14 protein-coding genes are annotated in these 24,283 nt (G+C 69.6%); 4 read left to right on the top strand and 10 right to left on the bottom strand.

Annotation, left to right across the window (positions count from 1 at the left end):
- Positions 1-8: 8 nt before the first annotated feature.
- Both dptF and ACZ48X_RS02905 read right to left on the bottom strand, forming a co-directional pair.
- Positions 9-1,703 carry a DNA phosphorothioation-dependent restriction protein DptF gene (gene dptF, locus ACZ48X_RS02910; protein ID WP_336351886.1) on the bottom strand — a complete coding sequence of 565 codons (1,695 nt, stop codon included), beginning with the start codon at positions 1,701-1,703 and terminating at the stop codon, positions 9-11.
- A gap of 229 nt (positions 1,704-1,932) precedes the next feature.
- The gene (locus tag ACZ48X_RS02905; protein ID WP_336351887.1) at positions 1,933-2,070 is read right to left on the bottom strand and encodes a hypothetical protein; all 138 of its coding nucleotides are present in this window, start codon (positions 2,068-2,070) and stop codon (positions 1,933-1,935) included.
- Positions 2,071-2,408: 338 nt separating this feature from the next.
- Here ACZ48X_RS02905 and ACZ48X_RS02900 point away from each other — a divergent pair, with 338 nt between their 5' ends.
- From ACZ48X_RS02900 to ACZ48X_RS02890, 3 genes are read left to right on the top strand one after another with little or no spacing between them, the layout of a single operon-like run.
- Positions 2,409-2,903: a hypothetical protein gene (locus ACZ48X_RS02900; RefSeq protein WP_336351888.1), complete on the top strand. Its 495-nt coding sequence runs from the start codon at positions 2,409-2,411 to the stop codon at positions 2,901-2,903.
- 9 nt (positions 2,904-2,912) lie between these two features.
- Positions 2,913-6,089 (top strand): ATP-binding protein, encoded by a 3,177-nt coding sequence (locus ACZ48X_RS02895; RefSeq protein WP_336351889.1) that lies wholly within the window; start codon positions 2,913-2,915, stop codon positions 6,087-6,089.
- Positions 6,086-8,716, top strand: a complete 2,631-nt coding sequence (locus ACZ48X_RS02890; RefSeq protein WP_336351890.1) for a hypothetical protein — start codon at positions 6,086-6,088, stop codon at positions 8,714-8,716. Before ACZ48X_RS02895 ends, ACZ48X_RS02890 begins: the two co-directional genes overlap by 4 nt.
- 130 nt (positions 8,717-8,846) lie before the next feature.
- On the opposite strand, the gene ACZ48X_RS02885 is transcribed toward ACZ48X_RS02890, so the two are convergent.
- The 3 genes from ACZ48X_RS02885 to ACZ48X_RS02875 all read right to left on the bottom strand — a co-directional run bounded on the left by ACZ48X_RS02885 (position 8,847) and on the right by ACZ48X_RS02875 (position 17,843).
- The gene (locus tag ACZ48X_RS02885; RefSeq protein WP_336351891.1) at positions 8,847-10,694 is read right to left on the bottom strand and encodes a VWA domain-containing protein; all 1,848 of its coding nucleotides are present in this window, start codon (positions 10,692-10,694) and stop codon (positions 8,847-8,849) included.
- A gap of 2 nt (positions 10,695-10,696) precedes the next feature.
- A complete protein-coding gene (locus tag ACZ48X_RS02880; RefSeq protein WP_336351892.1) occupies positions 10,697-11,842 on the bottom strand; it encodes a MoxR family ATPase in 1,146 nt (381 codons plus the stop codon).
- Positions 11,843-12,068: 226 nt separating this feature from the next.
- A complete protein-coding gene (locus ACZ48X_RS02875; protein WP_336351893.1) occupies positions 12,069-17,843 on the bottom strand; it encodes an outer membrane protein assembly factor BamB family protein in 5,775 nt (1,924 codons plus the stop codon).
- A 281-nt stretch (positions 17,844-18,124) separates the two neighbouring features.
- Between ACZ48X_RS02875 and ACZ48X_RS02870 the strand changes: the two genes are divergently transcribed.
- Positions 18,125-18,310 (top strand): DUF4177 domain-containing protein, encoded by a 186-nt coding sequence (locus ACZ48X_RS02870; protein WP_336351894.1) that lies wholly within the window; start codon positions 18,125-18,127, stop codon positions 18,308-18,310.
- A 42-nt stretch (positions 18,311-18,352) separates the two neighbouring features.
- Here the strand turns inward: ACZ48X_RS02870 and ACZ48X_RS02865 are convergent, their stop codons facing one another.
- From ACZ48X_RS02865 to ACZ48X_RS02845, 5 genes are read right to left on the bottom strand one after another with little or no spacing between them, the layout of a single operon-like run.
- Positions 18,353-20,296 (bottom strand): PAS domain-containing sensor histidine kinase, encoded by a 1,944-nt coding sequence (locus tag ACZ48X_RS02865; protein ID WP_336351895.1) that lies wholly within the window; start codon positions 20,294-20,296, stop codon positions 18,353-18,355.
- Positions 20,293-21,783 carry a PAS domain-containing protein gene (locus ACZ48X_RS02860; RefSeq protein WP_336351896.1) on the bottom strand — a complete coding sequence of 497 codons (1,491 nt, stop codon included), beginning with the start codon at positions 21,781-21,783 and terminating at the stop codon, positions 20,293-20,295. Before ACZ48X_RS02860 ends, ACZ48X_RS02865 begins: the two co-directional genes overlap by 4 nt.
- Positions 21,776-23,281: an ATPase domain-containing protein gene (locus ACZ48X_RS02855; protein ID WP_336351897.1), complete on the bottom strand. Its 1,506-nt coding sequence runs from the start codon at positions 23,279-23,281 to the stop codon at positions 21,776-21,778. The genes ACZ48X_RS02860 and ACZ48X_RS02855 overlap by 8 nt, the downstream gene beginning before the upstream one ends.
- 22 nt (positions 23,282-23,303) lie before the next feature.
- Positions 23,304-23,915 carry a hypothetical protein gene (locus tag ACZ48X_RS02850; RefSeq protein ID WP_336351898.1) on the bottom strand — a complete coding sequence of 204 codons (612 nt, stop codon included), beginning with the start codon at positions 23,913-23,915 and terminating at the stop codon, positions 23,304-23,306.
- On the bottom strand, positions 23,912-24,259 hold the full coding sequence (locus tag ACZ48X_RS02845; protein ID WP_336351899.1) for a HalOD1 output domain-containing protein: 348 nt from the start codon (positions 24,257-24,259) through the stop codon (positions 23,912-23,914). Before ACZ48X_RS02845 ends, ACZ48X_RS02850 begins: the two co-directional genes overlap by 4 nt.
- Positions 24,260-24,283: the final 24 nt, after the last annotated feature.

Raw genomic sequence — 24,283 nt, 5'->3', positions numbered from 1 at the left:
GTCGTCGCTCATAGCTGCTCACCCGATTTGATCTCGATGGTGTCGAAGCCACCTTCCTCTACGCGGAAGAGTTCAGTATCCAGCTTGTTGACGACGCGAACCTGCTCCTGTTTGTTCGTGAACTCGGAGAGCCGCGACTGGATGAGCCGCATCCCTTCCGATCGCTCTAGGTCGAGCGCGTTCGGATTATAGCCATCTCGGATTCGCGTCATCAACTGATAGAGCTCGAACGTCACTGGCACGGGCACCGTGACGTCGGTCCCCTCGGGCTTGAGGACGAGCCAGAGCTGGCCTGGCGTCGTCTCCTGCTGGGTTTGTCGATGTGAGGCTGCACGGTCCGGGTCCGGTTTGCTCCACTTCGAGAGGAAGCGGTAGTCCGTGGATTTGATGCCGTCGACGAACTCGATGTAGTCGTCGTCGGTAATCGACCCACTCCACCCCTGTAGGGACGCCTGCACCGTCCTGAGAACGTCGGTGACGTACTGCTGGAGTTCCGTGTCGTCCTCGACGGTCGATGGCTCCTGGTTGAGGTAGGTCAACGCACCGAGGAACTCGTCGAACTGTGGCGATTCGAGCGCCGTCTCGATGGGTGCCTCGATACGCTGTTCGTCGACCAGATACAGCCGCCGGAGCGCAGTCCGAATCCGGGTTGCAGTCTCGACGCGCGACCCTAGTGGCGTCTCCCCGAGCAACGTCGAGACGCGGTCCGGGGCGGCACCCCAGCTGAGGAGGATCTGGTCGAGCGAGACGCTCGAGCTCGCCGCTGGGTCGAGCTGGCCAGCGCCGGGATCTGACGGATCGTCTAGCCGCTCGAAGATAGTATTCCAGAGAAGCGATTCCGGCGGAACCGGGTTACCTCGAATCCCTGCTCCGACGGGACACGCGCCCTCAACCGCGAGTTCCTGCAGCGACCGTGGGAGGATCATCGACGTGACGTGATCCAGGATCGACCGCGGATTCAGGTACGTCGTGTTGACGACGCCACTCGTCGCCAGTAACTTTGCGACGCGTTCCCTGACCGTCTCCTTCGTGAACTGACTCGCGTTGTAGTGGAGCGGGCACTTTTCGCCCGCCGGACACTGGTCTTTCTCACGTTCGAACGCTTCGTGGAACGGACTGGCCGGTGAGTCGAACGCGAACTTCTCGACGATCTCACGGAGGAGCCCCTCTCCGAGTTCGTCCGGGCGAGTCTCGTACAGTCGTCGGTGACCGAGGTTGATTGCGTGTACGTTCTCGGTTTTGTACTCTCGCTTCGTTCGGACTGCGTCGATTGCCTCCCAGAGGCCGGGGTACTGGTCGGCGTACCCCTGGCGGTCGAAGAAGTCGATGGCGAGCCCGAGGTTGATAGCGAGCCCAGACCGCGGCCCTCGTTGCCGTTCTGCGTTCCGTGCACGCTTTCGGAGGAACCGGTTGAGTGCCACGTCGTAGGTTTCGTGTTTCGTATCCGCTGCTGTGGCGTCCATTCGGATGTGGGATTCATCCACCGGTTTGTCAGCGTCCATCGCCCGTTTGAACGCCCGAGAGAGGAGCGCACTTTTCCCGTCACCCGCACTGCCCGTAATGACGAGTAGTGATCCATCCTCCCGGTAGTCGTCCACGAAGAAGTCCTGTACGGCCTGATCTTCGATAGTCGGGACGTACAGTTCCTTCCGCAACTCGTTTCGGTCAATGTGGCCACCGACGATCGCTCCCGCTTCTCCCATCTGGCAAGATCGCAACAGGTGGAAGAGGGACCGATCAGAAAGTGACCCCGCGTCAATCGCACTTGCAGTCATATCAACGATAATTTACGGATCGTAGTTCCTCGAAGCCTCATTTGATCAAGCGATTGCACATCTGCCCCCCAACGTTAGATCTTTTTGGCTAGCAGTTGCTTTCCCCGGATTACCTCGGTGCAAGATCGGGAAGTCTCTGTGAAATAAGGGCTGGTGGTCAACCGTCTACGTCGGCGACGAGCGCTTCGAAGTCCGCGCGGATGAGTGGGCCGACGTCGTGGCGGGTGCCGGTTTCGGTGTGGCGGACACTGGCGGTGAGCCACTGCCACACGAAGAGGTTCGTGTCTTCGTTCACCAACGAACTCGTGGTAGATGGCTGGGTGTCGCCGCACCCATCACCAACAAGACCGTCGAAACCGTGAGCCTCCTCCCCCACTCGAAACCTACGCCGCACTCCCGTGGACCAGCCCACAGTCACACCCCGATCGTACTGTAATCCCGCAGTTTCGTCTGCTACTCTACCGTGCTCGGCGCCCCATCACAAGAGAGGTTCGAGCTCTGTCAGGCACACGAATGGATTCCGGGCCGGAACTCCCTGAGAAGGTCCCCGAGTCACGTGATTTTCGGCCGTTCAGATGGGGCAGCTGTCGTTTCACCCGAGTAGTTATTATCGTCGGCGAGAGTGAAGGTGTCATGTCACTCTTGGGGTCGGAGGATGCAACTGCGTCGGGGGTTGTCAGGGACGTCACCTGGCACGAGAGTCAGACGCCGTCGAATCTCTCGTTCCGGGTCGAGCAGACGGACGAGACGGGGAACGTCACGGGGTACACGCAAGCGCGTGCTGGATCCATCGACGCGAAGAACGTCGTTTCCGAGGGGGACGAGGTGACGGTTCACGGGAGTCTCGGTGGTGACGGGCTGTTGGAGGTGTCGGAGGTGGAGAACGAGACGACGGGTGTGACGTTCTCGCCGGACGGGGGTGAACTTGGAGGGCTCGTCTTCCTCGGCCCGCCGGTCGTCGGCGCGATGCTCGGCGGCATCGGTGGCCTCATCGGGATTGTGCCAGGCTCTGCGTCGGGCGGGGTGATGGCTGGGATTTTCGCGGGGGCTGGGCCGGGGCTGGCGGTTGGCGTGGCGTGTACGTTCCTCGTAATCCTCGGGCTCGCGGTGTACGGTGCGGTGCGGTGAGGGTGTCGTATGCCTGGCCCAAACGTCACGACGGAGCACGTGAAGTACGTCGAGCGAGCCTTCCTCGACGACGCCGGGACCGCGAACCTCGCCGGGGGTCCGACGCTCGGACCGGACGCTGGCTCGCTCCAGTTGTGGCGGGTTCGCAGCATCCCTGACCACGATTGGGACGGGCGAGCGAACCCCCTCGAGGGTATCGCGAGCGTCCTCACCGGACTCGCCGGCACGGGCCACGGGCTCGGGCTGGCGGTCGTCGGCGAACCTACGGGCGTCTCGGTCTACCTCGCGTCGTGGCCAGCGATCACCGAAGCGACTGCCGGACAGGGAGGACGGCCAGTCCCGCTCGACGACCTGCTCGCGGGTGCGTATCCGGGTATCGAACTCGACGCGGTGGAGTCGTCGACGCTCGCTTCGAGCTTGGACCCGCTCACGGCGGGTGCGGTCGTCACTGGGAGTCCGGCGACGCCCCTCGAGTTCGGGGCTGACCGGGCGCCGGGTCGGGACCTCGACGCGGACACCGGTGCCGGTCTCGACCGCCTCATCCGGTCGCTCGGGAGCGACACCTGGGCGTACGTCCTCTGTGCGTCACCGGTGTCGGGCGAGGGCGTCGAGGGGTTGTCGGACCGGACGCTGAACGAACTGCGGAGCGTCCAGAACAGCGTGCAGCGCGCGGAGGGGGAGACGCCGATCGCGTCGGCGTACCAGCAGGTGCTCGACGGCGTTCGCGAGAAACTCGCCGCTGGACGGGCGAGCGGCGCGTGGCACACCGTGGGGTACCTCCTCGCCGCCGACCCCGTGACTCGCGACCGTGCCTGTGCGGTTGCGACCGGCGCGTTCGGCGGTGTCGACTCGCGCCCGGACCCCATACGGACGATACCGACACCCGATGCCGCCTCGCTCGCGGCCGGGTTCGCCATCCCCGCCGCACCCGGACCGGACGCGCCGGGGACGTTCGAGTACCCGTATCGGTATCCGACCGTCCTCTGCTCGGCCGAGGTCGCGGCCATGCTCCACCTCCCGACGCGCGAGACCTCGGGGTTCCACGTCCGCCCGCAGCCCCAGTTCGACGTGACACCACACGGCAGCGACCCCGACGCACCGGGCGTCAGCCTCGGGACCATCCTCGACGAGGGCCGACCGACCGACCACGAGTACGAGGTCCCGATAGCGGACCTGAACCGGCACGGGCTCGTCGTCGGGACGACCGGGAGCGGGAAGACGAACACCGTCTTCCACGTCCTCCGCCAGCTCGCCGACCGCGACGTGCCGTTCCTCGTGGTCGAGCCGGCGAAGACCGAGTACCGGCGGTTGCTCGACAGCGAACTCGGCGACGACCTCCAGGTGTTCACGCTCGGCGACGAGACGACCGCCCCGTTCCGCATCAACCCCTTCGAGATACGGCCGGGCGTCTCCGTCAGCAGCCACATCGACCACCTGACCGCGTTGTTCAACGCGACGTTCGTGATGTACGCGCCGATGCCGTACATCCTGGAGCGCGCCATCCACGAGGTGTACGAGGACCGCGGCTGGGACCTCGTCACCGGCACGAACCGCCGCGGCCACCACCCGAACGCTCAGCCGACCATCACCGACCTCTACGAGAAGATCGACCCGGTCGTCGACTCGCTCGGGTACGACCAGGAGATCACGCAGGACGTCTCGGCGGCGCTGAAGACCCGGCTCGACAACCTCCGTATCGGGAGCAAAGGCTTGCTCTTGGACACGCACACGTCGGTCCCCATAGAGGACTTGCTCGGGCAGCCGACCGTCCTCGAACTGGATGCGGTCGGGAACGACGACGAGAAGGCGTTCCTGATGGGGCTCGTGTTGTTCTCGCTGTACGAGCACTACCAGTCGAGTGGGGCGATGGATGCGGCAGGGGCGTCGTTGAATCACGTGACTGTCGTCGAGGAAGCCCACCGGTTGCTGTCGGCGTCGAGTTCTGGCGGCCCGGAGTCGTCGAACAAAGCCGGGCAGGCGGTCGAGTCGTTCACGAACCTGCTCGCGGAGATCCGCGCGTACGGCGAGGGCGCGCTCGTCGTCGACCAGACCCCGGCGAAGCTCGCGCCGTCGGTCGTGAAGAACACGAACCTCAAGGTCGTCCACCGGCTGCTCGCCGACGACGACCGCCGCCTCCTCGGCGGGTCGATGGGTGCGAGCGCCGAGCAGACGCGCTGGCTCGGCCTCTCCGGCGTCGGCGAGGCCGCGGTGTTCAGTGGCGCCGACGACAACCCCATCCTCGTCGACGTCCCGTTCCGCAAGGTCGACACCGGCGTGGACGCTGCTGCGGCAGATACCACGGATTCAGTGGAGGATGCGTCGCTGGAGGCGCGGATTCGCGCGCGTTCGGAGCGGACGCGGGCTGCGCATCCGGCGAAGTACGAGGCGTACCCGTGGATTGCGGCCGACGGCACGACGGTCCGACGACTCCGCCGTGAGGTCCGACCCGTGGTCGAGGCGGCTGCCGTCCGGGACGCCCTTGCGCGGACCGTTCACGCAACGAGCGAATCGCTGCAGTCCGTCGATGCGAGCGCCAGCGCGCTGCTGGACGCGGTCGCCGGTGAGCTCTCGACCGCGCGCGTCGACGACCTCGCGGTCCCGGCGCTCGTCGTTGCCATCGAGACGCACTTCGAGTCGCTCGGCGAGTCGGTGGACGCGCCCTACGAGACGATCCAGGCCCTGAAGGCGTCGTTCGCGACCCTGCTCGCAGACGCGATCGCCGACGACGCGCGCATCGACGCCTCCCAGCTCGCCGGCACCACACCCGGAGGAGGTGGCGACGATGCGTCGAGCACGGCGGCGGTGACGCCGGCTGGGTTCGCCGAGACGTACGCCAGCGTGGTCGCCGTCGACTCGTGTCCGTGCATGGCGTACGAGGCCGTCGACGGCGGGTGTCGGTACTCCGTCGACGCTCAGCGGCTCGTCGCCGACGGGGTCGGTGACGACCTCACCGACGCGCTCGCGGCGTCGAGCGACGGCCTCTGGAAGCGGGTATCGGGCGTCGTCGGCGACGCCACCGGCCGGTTCCTCCCCGCGGACGCGTCGGCGACAGCACGGTGGCGTGGCGCACGCTGCGTCGCCGTCCAGGCCGCAGCGGAGGTCGAGACCATCGACGCAGCACTAGAGGCGAAACTCGTGGACGGCATCGAGTCCGTCCTCGCACCAGAGAGCGATGACACCCAATGAGTGAACGTAATCCAGACCCCGACGACGCGGACGAGAGCGCGACGGACGAGACCGATTCGCTTCCCGAGATGGTCCAGGCGGCCGTGGACGGCGACATCAGTCCCGACGAATTCCGGCAAGCCGTCTGGGAGCACAACGTCGAGGTGGTCAACGACGTCCGCGAGGCGGCCGCGGCCGGCGACCTCGACGTCGACAAACAGGAGGACGGCGATGGGTCGAGCGACGGGACGGATGCCGGAAGCGACCGCGGCGAGTACGGGTCCGAGTCCGAGGGTGAGGCTGCAGATTCGACCGAAGAAGCGGGTGGCGAGGACGGCACTCCAGAGTTGGGTGCCGATTACGAGGGGCTCGGTGACGCGGCGGAGGCGATGGTGAGTGGCGAGCTCGACCGTGATAGCTTCCAGCAGATGGTCGAGTCCCACACGGAGAACGTCGTCGACATGGTCTCGAAGAAAGCCGCCATGAACGCGGAGACCGAGGGAGACGAGTCGGCGGGCGAACCCGGAGGCGACGGCTCGGCTACAGGCGCTACTCCGGGGGCCGGTGCCAACGATGATGTCGACGGTGACGATGCGAGTGAGGAGGGCGCTGACGCCAGTAGAGCAGTAGATGGTGACCTGGCTGGGCAATTCGATTCGCTCGATGCGGCGACGAGTGCGGTCCAGAACGGCGATATCGACGCCGAGACCTACGGAGAGGCTGTCACGGACTACAACGACCAGATGATGGACCAGATGGTCGGGACCGCCGAGCAGGACGTCGCTGGCGCGGGGGCGACCGATGCGGATGCGCCGATGTCGGTGGACGGCTCCGACGACGTTGGGGAGGCGGGCGCTGATGGCGAGGCGCCGGGGGGTGCGGGCGACGAACTCGCGGGACAGTTCGATTCGTTCGATGCAGCCACCGAGGCGTTCGAGGCCGGCGACATCGACGCGGAAACCTACGCAGCGGCCACCCGCGACTACACGGAAGACCTTATGAACCAGATGGAGGCAGCCGCCGAGCAGCCGCTCCCCGACAGCGAGGTCGGCTCACCGGATGTCCCCACTGAACCGGGCGACGCGGCCGACGCCGCCGATGGGACCGCGGGTACCGAAGTCGCTGGTGACGCCGAGACACCTGACGGTGCGGGGGACGCGCTCGCCGGCCAGTTCGACTCGATGGAGGCCGTCCAAGAGGCGATGATGGCCGGCGACATCGGCGTCGAGACCTACACCGAGGCCGTCACGGACTTCAACAATCAGGTGATGGACCGCATGGAGGCGAAGGCCGAGCAGGCGACTGCCGACGCGGTCGATGGCGGCCAGGCGGCAGCAGGCGAGGAGCCCGCCGAGGCGAGTCCTGAGGGTGATGGCGACCTCGCGGGGGGGTTCGATTCGCTGGACGAAGCGACGGAGGCGATGGCGAACGGCGACATCGACGCCGAGACGTACGGGGAGGCCGTCGGGGACTACAACGAGCAGATGGTGGAGCAGGCGATGGCGGCGGCCGAGCAACCAGTCGGTGACGCCGACGAACCGGCGGTCGGAGACGCCAGTGAACGCGCCGACGGCGAGTCAGTTGGCGGCGACGGTGACGACCTCGGTGGGGCGTTCGATTCGATTGAGGACGCGGCCGATGCCGCGGCACGCGGTGATATCGACGCCGAGTCGTTCGGAGACGCGGTCGAGGACTACACCGAACAGGTGACGAACGAGGCACTCGGGGACGTCGAAGCGGCGAGCGGCGACTCCGACCAACCCGTGTCCGGGGACGAGTCCGCAGAGGGGGTAAGCGATGCCCTCGGTGCGGCCGCTTCGGCGGAGTCCGACGGCGCCGTCGACAGTGGTGAGCACGCAGCGGCCGACGGGGATGCGGATTCCGTTGCGGGTCGAGCCGCGGAGAACCTCTCGAACGCCCCCGTCGAGGGGGCAGGCGCCGCTGACGATACAGAAGGCACGGGCGATGGTGAGGCCGGCGTTGAAGCTTCGGGCGACCCCCGCGAAGGTGAGAGCGACCCCGAGGGCGGTCGCGAGGGCGATCTGAACCCGGAGAAGGACGCGACGGGCATCCACATGGGGCCCGCGTCGGACGACCCCGAGGACGGCGGCGATACCGGGACCGAGGAGGCAGCTGACAGCCTGCCCGAAGGCGGCACCGAACCCGAGACCGAGGGGGCTGGCGAAGGCGGCCACACGCGCACGGTGGAGGCCGGAGACACCCTCTCCAGTATCGCCGAGGACGAGTACGGTGACCCGGACATGTGGGGCGTGATCTACGAGGCGAACAAGAGCCAGGTCGACGGCGAGGATGCCGCGGCCGAGAGTCTCGGCGACGCCGAACTCGATGCGGACTCCGTCGACAGCGAGGAGGCGATCGACGAGGAAGCCGCTGACGCCGAGTCGGAAGGCGACGCGGAATCCGACAGCGATGACGTCGACGGCGTGGATTCGAGCGCCGAAGACCTCCAACAGGCCGCCTCGGACGCCAGAACCGAAACGGACGTCGAGACGGACGGCATCGACGACCCCGACCTCATCCACCCGGGGGACGAACTGGAGATTCCATCCAAGGCGGACGCCGAACAGTTCGACCCGAGCGAGTACGAGGCCCCCGACTCGTTCGGCGTCGGCGAAGGCCCCTACTGACGGGGGTCGACCTGTCCGACGCGACCCTCGATACCGCTCGGCGCGGCGGGGTACGTCACGGTCGCCGATTCGACTGTACCAACGTCGATGACGCCGTCCTGTTGCACGTCCCGTGAGTCGGGTGTGGTGGTCAGGCGAGTAGTTGGCGGGCGAGCGAGCGGAGCGTCGCGTCGAGCGAGCTGCTGTCGGTGTAGACGATGCGGTCGAAGAACCGTGCGTGCGTTCCCGGGTCGCCGTCGACGTAGACGCCGTAGACGGGGACGTTGCAGCGGTCGAGCTGGTCGAGGAACGCGTCCTCGTCGTCCGGTGCCCCGTCGGTGACGACGACGATGAACGACCGGGTGCCGGAGCCGGCGTCGAGTCTGTTGCGCGCGATCTCGAGGGTGTCCGTGAGCGGGGTCCACCCGGAGGCGCGGCCGGCGGTGATGGCGTCCGCGTAGCGGTTGGGCGTCCCGCCGAACGGGAGTTCGAGGAACGGGGCGTTCTCGAGCAGCGAGAGGACGGACACGTCGACGCCGACGTCGTGGAGGGCGTGGACGAGCTGGGCGGTCGCCGATTCGGCGTCCCTGATGCGGTCGCCGTCCATGGAGCCGGAGCGGTCGAGGACGACGAGGCACCGGTAGTCGCGTTCGTCGCCGCGGACGCGACGCTTGAACACGCGGTCGCGGCCCTGGGCGGCGCGGGCGAGTCGCTGCGGGTCGATGCGTCCGGTCCGTTGCCCGGCGCGCTCGTCCGCGCGCCGACGCCGCCGGAGCGTGCTCCGAAGGTCGTTCGCGAGCGGCTCAGCGCGGCGCTTCGCGGCCTCCCAGCGTCCTCTGTCCCCGTCGACGTCGTCGACCTCGACGACGCCGGTGCGGTCCAGGCCGACGTCCTCCGCGTGCACGAGCTCGAGGAGCTTCGCGGCCTCCCGCTCCAGCGGCGATTCCGTCCGGTCGTCGTCGAGGAGAGACGTGACGGAGTCGTCGCCGCTCGGTCGTCCCCCGGTGGCGTCGTCACCGGAGTCCGCCGGCCGCGACGCGTCGCCGCGCCGGCTGGTGGTGCCCGAGCCAGTCCCGGGACCGGCCCCGCGGGTCGCGCCCGGTCCTTCGGGGAGGTCGGTCGCGCGGCCGGCGCTCCCGAGCACGTAGTCGCCGGCTTCGATCGGCCTGAAGCCCTCGGTCTGCATGCGGACGGACTGCACCGTCGGCAGCTCGTCGAGGTGGTCGCGGACGGTCTCGAAGAACGCGACGCTGCGGTCCACGCGGTCGCGGCCGGACGGGAGCGCGAGCACGTCGTCGACGAACGCGGCGACGTCGGGGGCGAGCGCGGCGACGACGTCGCGGCGGCCGTCGTGGACGCGATAGCGGTCCGCCCCTGGGTCGAGTATGGCGCGGAACCGGGACTCCGCGCCGAACCCGTGCTCGAGGATGCCGATGCAGAGCGCCTCGTACACGGTGTACGTGAAGGCGTCGTCGGGCGCGTACGCCTCGACGTACCGCTCGTGGTCGCGGTGCTGGAGTCGCCGGAACGTCTCGTTCAGCGTCTCGAAGTCTCGAGTCAGCGAGAACTCCGCCGCGAGCTGGGCTTCGATGACGACGTCCTCGGCGGCGTTGAAGAGGCTGCGGTAGACGTCCCGATGCCGGGGGAGGACCTCGGACTGTCGTTGGTCGAACCGCTCGAAGTCCGAGTACATGACGTGCCCGAGCTCGTGGAACAGCAGCCCGAACTGGACGCGGCGGTCCCAGACCGCCGGCGCCTGGTCGGTCTCGACCTGCTCGAAGCGCTCGACGGGGATGTGGATCTCGAAGTCGTGCGGCGAGCCCTCGGGGGCTCGGTGCGCGAACGCGCCCGAGTGCTCGAACGTCACGCGGACGTCCAGCGCCGGGTCTGTGAGGACGTTCGCGAGCCGCTGGAGTTCCGTGCGGCGTCGCTCAGAGCGACTGTCCGTGGTGGACAGCCGCGCGAGCTCCCGACGCGACGTCGTTCGGTCCAGCTCCACGGTTAGAGTGACTTCTCCAGGAGCGTCGCGACCAGTGATTCGTCGTGGTCGTCGACGCGAGCGAGCAGTTCGCTCTCGGTGGCGGTCCGCATGTCCATGAAGCCGTCCTCCATGAACGTCGCGATGCGGACGAGTTCGCGCGTCGTGATCGGCGTGGTCAGTTCCCCCGCGACGTAGGCCTCGCGGAGCCGGCCGGCGAACTCGACGAGCGATTCGACCTCCGCGCGCTTCCGGCGGTCCAGGTCGGTTCGTTCGAAGAGTATCTCCACCTCGACCTCGGTCGGGAGGTAGTCGAGTTCCACGTGCCGGAACCGCCCCTCGAACGCGGTGTTCTGCTCGTAGGTCCCCTGATAGCCGGGGTTGGCGGTGGCGATGACGCGGAACTCCTCGTGGGGGTCGACGACTTCGCCCGTCTGCGGTATCGTCAGCGACCGCGTGCCTTCGCGCTCCATGACGGCGTTGAGCGCGGCGGCGGTGTTCGCGTCGGCGGCGTTGATCTCGTCGAGCAGCAGGACGCCGCCGGCGCGGACGGCGCGCGTGAGCGGGCCGTCGACCCACGACGTGACGCTCTCGCCGCCGGGCGCGGAGACGAGCTGGAGGTGCCCGAGGAGGTCCTCGCGGTACGTGGTCTCCGAGAGCGTCACGCGATACAGCGGCCGGTTCGTTCGCGCACAGAGGTACTTCGCGAGGTAGCTCTTGCCGACGCCCGGGGGGCCGTTGAGGATGACGTTCATGCCGGCCTCGAGCGCTCTCGTGACGACCTGGACGTCGGTCTTGTCGGCGACGGTCTCGCGCTCGTAGTAGCCGTCGGCGGGAACCGATGGGACCTCCCTGTGGCCGACGTCCTCGAGGACGGCGAGGTGCCCGAACCGGTCGTCGGTCCGCGCACCGGCTTCCTGCGGCGGGTCCGACGGGCCGGCCGTGGCGTCGTGGTGGCCGTCGGCGGGACGGAGCGAGAGCCGTGGGTCGTCGCGGTCGTCGAGCGGGGTGCAGAGAACGGCGAGACACTCGCTGACGGCGTCGGGCGCGGCACCGTCGACTGCGGCGCTGACGTGGTCGACGACGTCGCTTCGACGGGGTGGCGTCGCGGCGTCAGCTACGTAGCTGGCGGCGACGGCCGCGATCGGTCGGGAATCGGGGTCTGTCATCGGGGTCTCCGTACGCTTCCCAGTGGCGTATTCGTCTTCAAGGCGGTGTTGGGCTCGGGGCCGAACGCTACCGTCTCGAGTCGACGGGTCGTCCCGGTGGGGGTACGATACGCGTCGTCTGCGTGTCGGTTCGATGCTGGATTCGACCGGGTGCGTGATGTGGTATTCATTGGATTGGTTTCGGGGGATGGGTGTCGTTCAGCCGAAGGCGATCGAGGGGTGTCGTTCAGTCGAAGGCGACCGTTCTGGCGGTCGTGTCGACGGCGTAGACGGTGCCGTCGGCGACGACGGGCATGGATTCGAGCGGGTCGCCGACGCTGGTCCGCCATTCCTCGGTGCCGTCGCTGGGCCGCAGGCAGTGAACGGTGCCGGTGGCGTTCCCCGCGACGACGTGGTCGCCGACGACCGCGGGGAACACGCGGCCGTGGTCGCCGACGGTTCGCGTCCACTGGACGCTCCCGTCGGCGGCGTCGAGCGCTCGGACGTCGCCGTCGTCGAGTCCGACGAAGACGCGGCGCGGCCCGACCGCCGCGGTCGCAGCCGTCGCGTCCGCGACGTCCGCTCGCCATCGCTCGGTGCCGTCGGTGGCGTCGAGCGCGAGAACGGCGGACCCGCCCGGGCAGACGTACACCGTGTTCCCGCGAACGGCCGGTGGCGCGCGACCGCCAGCGCTCCCGCCGCCGCCGTCGAGGTCGACGCGCCAGCGCTCGGTGCCGTCCGTCGCGTCCACCGCGTGCAGGTGCGTGCCCTCCGCGAGGACGTACGCGGTCTCCCCGTCGGTCGCGGGCGTCGAACACGCACCGCCCGCGGTCTCGAACCGCCACCGTGGGTCGCCGTCGGCGGCGGCCAGCGCTGACAGCGTCCCGTCGTCGTCGCCGACGAGCACCGCGTCGTCGACGACCGCCGGCGTCGATTCGACGCGGCGGTCCACCAGCCCCGTCCACTGCTCGCGGCCGGACTGGGCGTCGATCGCGTACACGCCCGGGCCGTTGGACCCGGCGTGTCCGACGTAGACGGTTCCGTGGGCGACGGTCGGCGCTTCGAGGCTGGTTCGGACGCCGCCGTCGCCGAACAGGTCGCCGAGGCCCTCTCCATCGTGCCCGCCGTCGTCGATGGGTGCGCGCTCGTACCGCCACTTTGGCGTGCCGGTCGCCGCGTCGAGCGCCCACACCCAGGTTCGGCCGTCGACGTAGACCGCGTCGTCGACGACGGCGAGCGCCGCGTGGGCCGGCTCCGAGAGGTCGACGTCCCAGTCTGGAGCGACGGCCCACGTCTCCGCCGGCGCGTCCCGCGGCGGGTCGCCGGCAGTGGCCGCCGTCCGCGCGTGATTGGCCCGCCCGGTCGGGACGCGCGAGGGGTTCGTGCCCGCAGTCGACGGTGCGTCGAGCGCGGCGTCGAGCCGGTCGCGGGCGGTGCGAGCGGCGGCCCGGACGGCCGGCCGCGGGTCGGTGACGGCCGCTTCGATGGCGGGCCGGTCGGCTCGCGTTCCGACGTGGCTCAGTGCACGGAGGACGTGCCGGCGGACGCCCGGGTGGGGGTCGTCGACGTGCTCGCGGAGCCGGTCGACGTCGCGTTCGGGGAGCGCGACGTGCAGGTCGAGGACGTCGACGAGCGCCTCCGCGCAGGTCGCGCCACGTTGGCCGTCGACGGTGTCGAGCGCGCGGACGAGCGCCCCGGCGACGACGGCGGCGTGAGTCCGGTCGTCGCCGACCGTTCGCAGGCAGTCGACGGCGGCGCGCGCAACTCGGGCTTCGACGTCCGCGACGCGGACGGCTATCTCGTCGACGCTCTCGACCACCGCCGTCGCGTCGCCGTCGGCGACGCGCGCCAGTTCACCGAGGGCGCACTCGCGGACCCTCGCGTCGCCGTCGGTCAGTGCGTCCGTCAGCTCGGCGACGATGCCGTCGCGGAGTCCGGGCTCGCCGGCGGCGAGCGCGCCGAGCGCCAGCACGCGCGCACGTTGGCGGTCGACCGACGCGGGCTCGGCGCCCGGCGGGTCCACGAGGCGGTCGCGGACCGACGCCACGTCCGCGCCGGGCTCGCGGCTCAGCGTCGCAATCGCTTCGGCGACGCGACGTCGCAACGTCGGCTCGGCCGCGTCGAGGTGCTCGAACAGCATCTCGAGGGCGGTCGTCGCCGCGATACCGTCGGTCGTTCCGAGGTCGGTCACCGCGTCGACCGCCGCCAGCGCGACCGCCCAGTCGCCGTCGAGCGCGTCCGCAAGCGCCTCGCGGATCGTCTCCCGCGCATCGCCGGCTGGGACGGCCGTCGCGAACGCAGGGAGGGCCGCCAGCATGCGCCGCGCCGCGTCCAACGGGAGCGACGGGAGCGCGTCGGCGAGCCGCGTGCCGACGGCGGCGACGAAGTCGGCGTCGGCGCTCTCGCAGAGCGTCGATGCGGCCGTCGACGCGGCCGGGTCCGTCGTCAGCGCGAACCACGTGGCGACCTGGTCGGGAGTCGGCTCGACCTCAGGCTTGCCATCCTCGTAGGCGCCGAGGACGCGGAGGAACTCGACGTGGCCGGTCTCGGCGAGGACGGCGACGAAGCTCCGTTTCGCTCGACGCCGCAGCTCCGGGGCGTCGCCGAGGTCGAAGTGGGTGACGTCGCGCTCGGCGAGGTCTGCGCCCATCCGCGCTCGCCCAGCGTCCTCGTGGGGGTCGAAGACGTTCCCGACGTCGATGAACGGGTACGCGACGCGGTCGCCGCCGTGGGCGACGGCGCGTTCGAGCGCGCGGAGGTAGTGCGCGAGGCCCTCCCGGCGCATCGGCGGCAGCGCCTCCGCCTCCCGCGCTTCGAGCGCGGCGACGACCGCCTCGGGCGCGGATTCGGCGACGCGCAGGAGGCGGTCGGTCAGGAGCGCGTACGCGCGACCGTCGTAGACCGCGTCGAGCGCCCCGAGCAGCGCCGCCGGGCCGCCCGCGGTCGACGCGATTGCCTCGCCGGAGAGGTGGCCGACGGCCTGGATCACGCGGTCCTCCGGCACCCCGTCGGCGGGAACCTGTTCGAGGACGGCGGGGGCGAGCGCCGCGTCGACCCCCGGCGCCGCCGCGAGTACGTCGGGAATCGTTCGGAGGGCGTGCGCGCGGTGGACCGTCGTCCAGTCGAGCAGTCCCGACAGCGACTCGGCCAGCGCCTCGGCCGCGTCGGGGCGCTGTGCCGCGACGGCCGCGACCGTCCACGTGGCGCGTGGCACGACCGCGGCCGGCCCGAAGAGCCGCGCCTCGAGCGCGCCGGCGTCGACGAACGTCTCGAGGGGGAGGTCCGCGGCCAGCACGCGGACGGCGCGCAGTGCCCGCCCGGTCACGAGCGGCGAGTCCGCGCCGATCGCGTCGTGGAGGTGCTCGCTGAGGGTGGCCGTCGCGAGCGCGCGGTCTCGACGAACGGTCGCTGCGAGCGCCGCGGTCGCCTGTCCGCGGACGACCGCCGGTTCGGCGTCGGCGGCGAGCGCGAGCAGCGCCCCGACTCGCCCTGGGTTCTCGGTCGGGTGGGTCGCGTCGTCCGGCGCGTGCGTCGGCGCGAACGCAGCCAGCGTCTCGGTGAGCGAGCCCGGCGACGCGTCGGCGACGACCGCGCCGAGAACGTGACAGGTGGCGCGAGCGCGGAGCGACGGCCGTTCGCGAGCGACCCGCTGGAGGGTCCCGAGTACGGCCGCCGAATCGACGGGTGCGGCGGTCGCCAGACCGCGAGCCAGCCGGTCGACGTCGGCGGGGGTCGCCTCGCTCGGCGAGAAGTCGGCCAGCCAGTCGCTGTCCGGGGCATCCGGTGGTGGCGACGGGTCGTTGCTCCGAGCGGTCGCGGCGCGTCGGACTTCCGCGTCGGGGTGGGCGGCGAGTTCGCGCAACGCGCCAGCGGCGCGCTCGTCGTCGGTCCACGAGAGCGGCGCGACGACCTCACGGAGGACGTCGCCGTCGGCGTCGTCGAGGCGGTCGACGAGCGCGTCGACGGCAAGCGGTGCGAGGTACGGCCACTCGGCGAGCGCGTCGCAGAGGGCGCTGGCGGCGGGGTCTCTCGCGGCTGGGGCTTCGAGCGCCGCGGCGAGCGCGCGGACGACCGGCGGGCCGGCCGCCGGATGACTCCCGACGAGCGGCACCACCACCCGGTCGACGAACGCACCCACGTCGACCGCGGGAGCGCCGTCGCGAGTGCACTCGCGCTCGACGGTGGCGAGGACGCTCTCCAGGGCCGGCAGCGCCGTCTCGGGGTGGTCTCCCGCCAGGTGCGCGAGCGCGCGACCGACGAGGACTGGCGCCGAAAGCACCCGCTTGCCGAGCCACGCCGTCGCCTCGGCCGCATCGCTCCCGTCGGCGACGACCCCATACGCAGCCGCCAACCGAGCCCGCACGGCGAGGCCGGCGTCGTCGGCCTCGAAGCCGGCTCGGAGCCGGTCCGCGTAGGGTGCGACCGACGCGGGCGACGTCCGAGCCACCGCGAGCACCGCGCGCGCCGCCTCGCGCCCGCTCTCGTCGTCGGGACCCGTCGCCACGAGGTCACCCACCGCGGCGTCGAGCGGATCTTCCCCCGACGCCGCGAGCGCGTCGGGCGCCGACGTCGCGAGTTCGCAGAGGAACTCGCTCGCCGCCGCCTCCTGCAGTTCGCCACGGTCCACGCGCCGCCGTAGTCGATCGACGACCGCAGGGAGCGCCGGCGGCGTCGCGTCCGCGACCGCCAGCAGCGCGTCCGCCACCTGCGTCGCATCGTCCGGGTACTGCGAGAGGTGCGCGACGAGCGCGTCGACGACCGTCGGCGCCTCCCCCTGCCAGAGCGCGCCCGCAGTCCCCAGCAGCGAGAGCGCCTTCCGCCGAACGCCCGCGGTCCCGTCGTGGCGCGCCCACCGGAGGTACCGCACGACCGCCGGCCGCGACCCCGGTGCACTCGCGCCGAGGTCCAGGAGCGTCCCGGCCGCCACGCGACGCACCTCCTCGGCGTCGTGACCGAGGAACACCGCGACCACGTCCAGGTCGAGCGCGTCCACCGTCACCGCACCGTGGGCGGAGAGCGTCGAGAGTAGCGCCTCCGTGAGAGCGCTGCCGGCGTCGTCGTCGCCGAGACGCGCCGCCACGCGACGGACCGTGCCGGGCGCCCGCTCGTCCGGCCGCCACCCCACCACGGTCCAGATCGCCGAGAGCGCGCTCCGAATGACCGCGGGGTCGTCGGTGAGGCGCGCGACGAGTTCTCGCACCGCGGTAGGCGCGGCCGCCGGACGCTTGGCGGCGACTGCGCTGAGCGCGCGGACCGCCGCCTGGCGTTCCTCCCGAGACGACCCCGTCGTGCCGTCGACGAGCGCGGAGACCGCCGCCGGCGCGTCGAGCCACTCGAGCTCGGCCGCCTGACCGTCCGCACCCGCTATACGGGAGAGCCCGTTCGCGGCGGCGACTCGCGTCGCATCGTCGACGTGCTCGAGCAACCGCTCGTAGGCGACCGACTCTGGAACCTCCCCGTCCAGCGCCACCACCGCCCCAGTCATCGACTCGACCGCGTCCGGCACCGGGTCGGCGTCCGCGCGCTCGACCGTCCACGCGGCGTTCGCCAGGTGCCGCCTGAGCACCGGCGGTTCGGCGACCCCGAGTCGCGCGAGCGTCCACAGCGAACGATCGGACCCTCCCCCGGCCGCGACGAGCGACTCGACCGCCGGCTTGAGGACCGCCGGGTCGCGGCCCGCGAGCGCACAGGCCACGTCCCGCGCGGCGGCGTCCTCCCGGTGGCTGGCGGCCGCGACCACCTCGCCGACGTGCTTCCGGACACCCGGTGGGTCTTCACGGGCCAGCGTCGCGAACAACTGGCCCTCCCGGCCATCGACGTCGTCCGCCGCGAGCGCATCACTCGGGAGCGAGTAGTCCGCGAGGAGCGACATCGGCGCCGGGTCCTCGAGCGCCAGCACCAGCTCCAGCCCCGCCTCGCGAACGGCTGGACTCGACGCAGTCACGGCTTCCACGGCATCGGCGCGCGCAGCAGCCGCGTCCACGTCGCCCCGGAGGACCCCGAACCGCTCACGCCGGAGCACCCTGACGTCGAGCGGCCCCGCACGCTCGACGTCCCGCTCATCGGAGCCACTCGAACGCGACCGGACAGACGCGCTGGACAACTGCTCGGTGATAGACGACGCTAACCAACGCCCCAGTAATCAACGGTAGGGCCAACCCACGAATCTCGTACCCCGGACGAAGCCGCTCGGACGAAGTTCAACTGGACCCCGGCCAGCACCGGGACGACATCGTTCCGATTCGTCCAGCCCCTCACAAGAACCAGAAGACGCTTGACATTAGAAATATTCGTTCGGCTCGTATGCCCTCCTACGAATACCGGACGATCGAGGTCGACAGTAGCATGATGGTCGCGGGACTCGGTGGCGACGTCCACCCCCCGGTCGAACAGTTGAACGAACTGGGCGCGGACGGCTGGGACGTCGCCGCGCCCATCACCGACAAGACCGGCGAAACCGTGAGCCTCCTCCTGCAACGAGAAACCTGATACCACCACGCCGATTCCACGACCGCTCCGGGACTGTGGCGGTCACGGGTCTGGGACGTCGGTGACGTCGAAGCGCGCCCCGCCGGTGGCGCTCTCGGTCACTTCGATTTGCCAGTCGTGTGCCTCGACGATCTCGCGGACGATGTTGAGCCCGAACCCGGTGCCATCGGACGCGGTCGAATACCCCGGCTGGAACACCTTCCTCGAGGCCGCGGCGGGAATCCCCTGCCCGTCGTCGGCCACGTAGAACCCGTCCTCCAGCGACCCGACCGAGATCGTGAGCGACGAACCCGCTTCCTCCGTATCCCCTCGCGGTGCGTTTCGCGCGTCGGCGGTGCCGTGGTCGACGCTGTTCCGGATGAGGTTCTCGAACACCTGTCTCAGGCGACTAGGGGCCGCCCGGACGGCTCGGTCGGTGTCGACGACGAGCGACGCGTCGCCGGTCTCGACGGTCCGCCAGCTCTCCTCGACGATGGCCGGGAGCGACACGACCTCGGCGTTCGTGACCGTCTGCCCGTCGCGCGCGAAGGTCAGGAGGTCGTCGACGAGGTCGAGACTACGGTCGAGTGCGTTGCGGACCTCCTCGAGGTTCTCGCTGTCGGTCGACGCCATCTCCTCTTCGAGGTAGCCGCGCGCGACGTTCAGGGGGTTCCGGAGGTCGTGGGAAGCGGCGTTCTTGAAGCGCTCCAGGCGCTCGTTCTGCGCTTCGAGGGTCTGCGTGCGGTCCCGGAGCTCCCGCTTGGTGGCGAGGCGGTCGAGTTGCGTGGCGGCGTGCGACATCAGGAGCTCGGTCAGCTCGAGGTCGGTCTCGTCGAAGGCACCCGTGGACCGGCTCACGGACTGGAAGACGCCGTGGTCGCCGATGGGAACCGTCAGCGCGGATTCGAACTCGCTGACGACTGGCGTCACCGAGTGCTGGCTGAGGTCGTCGACGATCGAGGCGTCATTGGTTCGATAGACGCGGGCGGCGATGTTGTCGTCGGCGTCTATCGGCGTTTCCTCGTAGTAGTGCTGGGCGTCGAGGTCCGTCGACACCGCCTTCGGGATGAGGACGTCGCCGACGGCCTGGTCCGCGATGGCGATGTCGAACTCGAGTATCTCCTCGGCGGCCTCGACGATGCGGTCGTAGACGGCGTCGCGAGCCTCGAGGGACCCGATGTCGGTCGCCACCTCGTGGAGCCGGTGGACCTGGGACCGGTGCCGTTCGACCTGCCGTTTCCGCGTCTTTCGTTCGGTGATGTCTCGACCGAGCGCGACGATGCCGGTGACGGCGCCGTGCGTGCTCGTGACCGGCGAGAGGCTGGCGTCCACCACGGCGCTGTCCCCCTCGGGCGCCACGTGTTCGGCTTCGAATCGCTGGAACTCGCCGGCTGCGGCCCTGCGGACGCGGTCGCGGAGTTCCGATTGCAGGGACTCGGCGTGGGTCCACCACGGCGTCTCCCAGAAGGGCTTCCCGGCGACGGTGTCGAGGGTGGCGTCGATGAAATCGAGGGCGGTCTCGTTCGCGGTCCGGAGGGTTCCGTCGGGGTTGAGGACGGCGGCAAAAGAGGCGGGGTGGTCGAAGACGGTCTGGAACTGTCGTTCCAGTTCCGATCTGGGCATCGGATCGGTGTGTCGGGGTCGGGTCCGTAGCAGGACCAGCGTCTGGACGTCGGTGGGCGAGAGTTCGATGGCGTCGACGTGAACGGGATAGGTGGCGCCGTCGCCGCGGTGGTGGACGCCGGTGTGGGTCTGCCAGTCCGTCGACTCGAGGTCGGCCGTGAAGGCGTCCCAGTCCTCGAGGTACGGGACGTCGGACTGGACGGCGTCGAGGCTGGTGCCGATGAGGTCGGCGTCGGTTCGGTCGAGGCGCTGGCACGCGGTGTCGTTGACCGCTCGAACCGTCGGCGCGCTCGTCTCGCAGACCAGGAGACTGGCCGTTCCGGCATCGGCCAGTTGCAGCGCGGACGCGACCGCAGGCGCCAGGTCGGTGTCGGTGTGTATCATACTGCCGGGAATCGTACTGTCACGGCGTCCGCTTCGTCGCCCGCTATCTCGATGGTGCCGCCCGCCGCGCTCGCGACCCAGTTCGCCAACCAGAGCCCGATACCGTCGGCGTGGAGCAGTGGCGTCTCCTCGCCCGCGGCGAGCACCTCGCGGTCCGGGTCGAGGGGCTCCGTGCTGTAGTCCGTGATCGTCGCTTCGATCACCTCGGCGTACTCGCTACAGCGATCGATGGACACCGTCGGCCGGCGGGGCGTCCCGTCACAGCGCTCGAGCGCGTTCCGCACGAGCTCCCTGAACACGACGACCGCGTTGCTCGGTACCAACGGCAGCGGGCCGCTCGGGACGTCGATATCCAGTTCCGTCGCCGGCGCGTGCGCGTCGAGCTCGGAGAGAGCGGTCTCGAGCGCGGTCGTGATACACACGCCACCGGAATCGTCGTCGAGCCCCTGGAGGACGACCTCCGTGTCGTGGACCCTCTCACTGAGCTCCGTCAGGTCCGCAGCGGCCGAGGCGACGGCGTCGAGATACGACTGCTCCTCGTTCCCCGAGACGTGCTGCTCGAGCAGTTCGCAGTACCCCTGGATGACGCCCATCCCGTTCCGGAGGTTGTGCCGGAGGATGCGATTCAACACGGTGAGCCGTTGCTCGCGGATCTTCCGGTCGGTCACGTCGGTCTGGAACCCGACGAAGCGAGTGACCTCGCCGTCGTCGTCCCGAACCGGCGCGACGTCGACCCGATTCCAGAACAACCGGCCGGACTTCTCGTAGTTCTGGAGTTCGACCGACACCGGCCGTTCCGCATCGATCGCCGCTCGCAGCTCCGCGACTGGCTCCGGACTCGTGTTCTCGCCCTGGAGTAACCGACAGTCCCGCCCCACCACGTCCGCCTCCGCGTACCCCGTGAGCTCCTCGAACCGGTCGTTCACGTACACGATGTCGTTCGAGTCCGAGCCGGCCTCGCAGATCGTGATGCCGACCGGTGCCGCGTCGATGGCGCGTTCCTTGATCCGGAGTTCCGACAGGGTCTCGCGGAGCTGTGCCTCGCGTTCGCGGAGTTCGAGCGACTGCGTGCGCTGTCGGAGCAGCGACGCCAGGCGCGCGTCGAGTTCCGCCTGTCGGATCGGCGCCTCCACGACGTCGTCGACGAACTCCCACACCTCGCTCCGCGAGAGCAACCCCGACTCCCGGCTCGCGACCAGCAACAACGGGAGGAACGCGAGGTCCGCGTCCGACTTGCAGTCCTGGAGTGCGTCCCGATGCGCCCGGAAGTGCGTCGCGTCGACGATGCAGAGATCGAACTCGCTCTCGAGTCCAGCAGGCGTCTCGGCGGTCGCCACGTCGTAGTCCTCGTCGGCAAGCCACTCCCCGAGCAGGCGCCGGTTCTCACCGGGGTCCATGAACAACAGCACCGTGCGCGGCCCGCGTACCGATGGCTCTTGCGCGACGTAGGAACTCGTGGTAGATGCATCGTTGGGAGGGTCATCCATCGCTATCAGGCTCCTCTCCGTCCGGTGGTCTCACGGTTTCGTCGCCGGGGTCGACGAGGTCGGGGGTGCCCTTGAGGACGCCCCGTAACTCCCGCAGTGGCTCACCGACCTCGATACCACGGTCCGTGATCTCGAACTCGCGGAGCGTCCGTTCGAAGTCGCTCGTCCGTTTCTTCAGTATCCCGAGGGCCTTCCGGAGTTCGCCCTGCATCTCGAGGTACCGGAGGAAGACGAGGTTGTCGGCGAGGTAACTCACGTCCTCCGCGGTGGGTTTGAAGTCGCCAGTCACCGATTCGGTGGCGTCGACCAGGATGACGGTCACGCCCATGTTCTTCAGGTACCGGCACAGCGAGTGTAGCTCTCTCCTGAGGTCGTCCTTCTGGCCGCGGAGCGAGAGCCGGTACCCGTCGATGCCGTCGATCATCACGATCTCGGCGTCGTTCGCTTCCACCTCCTCGCGGACTCGCGCCGCGAACTCGCTCGAGGAGATGCGGAGCGGCTCCATCTCCGCTATCTCGAGCGTGCCGCGGTCCCGCATCTCGGTCACGGGGATGTCGGTCTGCTCCGACCGCTCGAGGAACGTCTGCGTGTTCTCTTCGAACATGTAGATGACCGACCGTTCCCCGCGCTCGGCGGCTTCCTTCATGAACTGCGTGCCGAGCGTGGTCTTCCCGACGCCGGTGGGGCCACTGAGGATGGTGACGGTGCCGCGCTCGATGCCGCCGTGGAGTTGGTCGTCGACCTCGGGAATCCCCGAGGAGATGGTTTCGGTGTCGAATGCGGCCGAGTGCGTCCCGGGGACGAGTTCCGGGAAGAGGGCGAGCCCGTCGGGCGTGATCCGGAACGTGTGCGGGCCTCGCGCGGAGTCGGACCCGCGGAACTTCTTGACCTCGAGTTCTCTGCCGTGCGCGCCCTGGGAGAGGGCGATGGTGCCGTCGCTGAGGTACTGGAGGTCAGCGTCGGACCGGGCGGCGGTCGCCTGCGTGGTGAACAGGACGGTGGCGCCGGTGTCCCTGAGCAACTGGACGAAGCTCCCGATGAGCTCGCGGAACTGGTGGTCGTCCGGGGCGAGGTGCCGGAAGCGACTGAGCGGGTCGACGAACACGCGGTCGGGGTCGTGCTCCTCGATCGCGTCCGTGACGGCGGCCGCTATCTCCGGGCCTTCGGTCTCCGCGGCGCTGAAGATGTCGTATCGCTGGCCGTCGCCGAAGGCGTCGCTGCTCGGCGTGAGGTCGAGGAACTCGATGCCATCGAGGTCGAACCCGAGACTGGCGGCGTTCTGTCGGATGTCTTCCGTGGACTCTTCGAGGTTCACACAGAGAGCCGTCTCGCCGGCGTCGCGGCCCGCGGTGAGGTAGTGCAGGCCGAGAATCGTCTTGCCGGTGCCCGGGTCGCCGGTCAACATGTACGCGCGGGTCGGGATGAGTCCGCCGTCGAGTACCTCGTCGAGACTGTCGATACCTGTCGTGATACGAGTTGGTGCAGTCGGTGATGTCATGGGTTGGTGTGTGCGTGGGTGGTTAGGGGTCCACTGCGTCCGCGGGGTTGTGAGCTATCGTTGCGGCGGTGCCGGGGGCGAACAGGCGGTCGATGTCGGTCGCGGTGAGTGCGTGTGCGCCGTCGGTGACGGCCGGGGCGAGTTCGCGGAGGTCGGCTGCGAGTGCAGCGGCGGGCTCCGAGGAACCGGTGGGGGTCGAGTGCTCGTGGTCGATGACGAGTGCGAGTCTGTTGACTGTCGAGGCGAACCGATGGACGACGTCCGCGTAGGTGTCGCGCGCCAGGACGCGGTCGACGGTGTCGAGGAGCACCGGTCGCCTGACCGGCTTCTCCACGTAGTCGTCGAACGGCAGGTCGACGACGTCGGGGTCGCAGAGTCGATTGATGCAGAGGATGAGTCGTGGCGGTGACTGCGTGTGCCGCGTCGTGGGGGCCGTCGCCGTGTCGGTGACGGCTTCGAGAATCGACCTGTCGCAGATGGCGACGGCCGCACCCGTGTCCGTGATATCGGCGATGTGACTCGTGGACGCCGGCCGGGTGACGGCGTGACCCGCGTCTTCGAGCCAGTGCTCGTGGAGGGTTGCGAGCGCGGCGACGGTCTCGACGAGGAGGACCTCGTCGGTCGTGTCCGTCATCTGGACGACCGGTACGGGTGCGGTGCGTCGGCGTACACTGCGGTGACGGTGCCGGCGGCCGTGATGGTGACCGTGTAGCTGTCGTACTCGAAGGTGAGGACCGTGTCCGTGGTGACGGCCTCGTCGCGGACGGGTTCGAACAGTCCTTCGAGTGCGTCCACGTCGACGGCGGACTGGAGGGGTGCGTCGCTCGTGGCGTCGAAGGCCGGGTCCAGGTCGCTGATGGTCGCGAGGATGGCCTCCAGGACGGTCGGCGAGTCGCGCCAGTCGTATCGTGCCAGTTCGACGGACCGTGTGTCGGTGGGTCGGTCGTCGCCGCCAGTATCGTCGTGGTCATGTGTCATGGTGTGGGGTCGCCGAGTGAGATC

The organism is Halorubellus litoreus, assembly GCF_055378595.1.
This window is presented reverse-complemented; position numbering and strand designations above follow the sequence as displayed.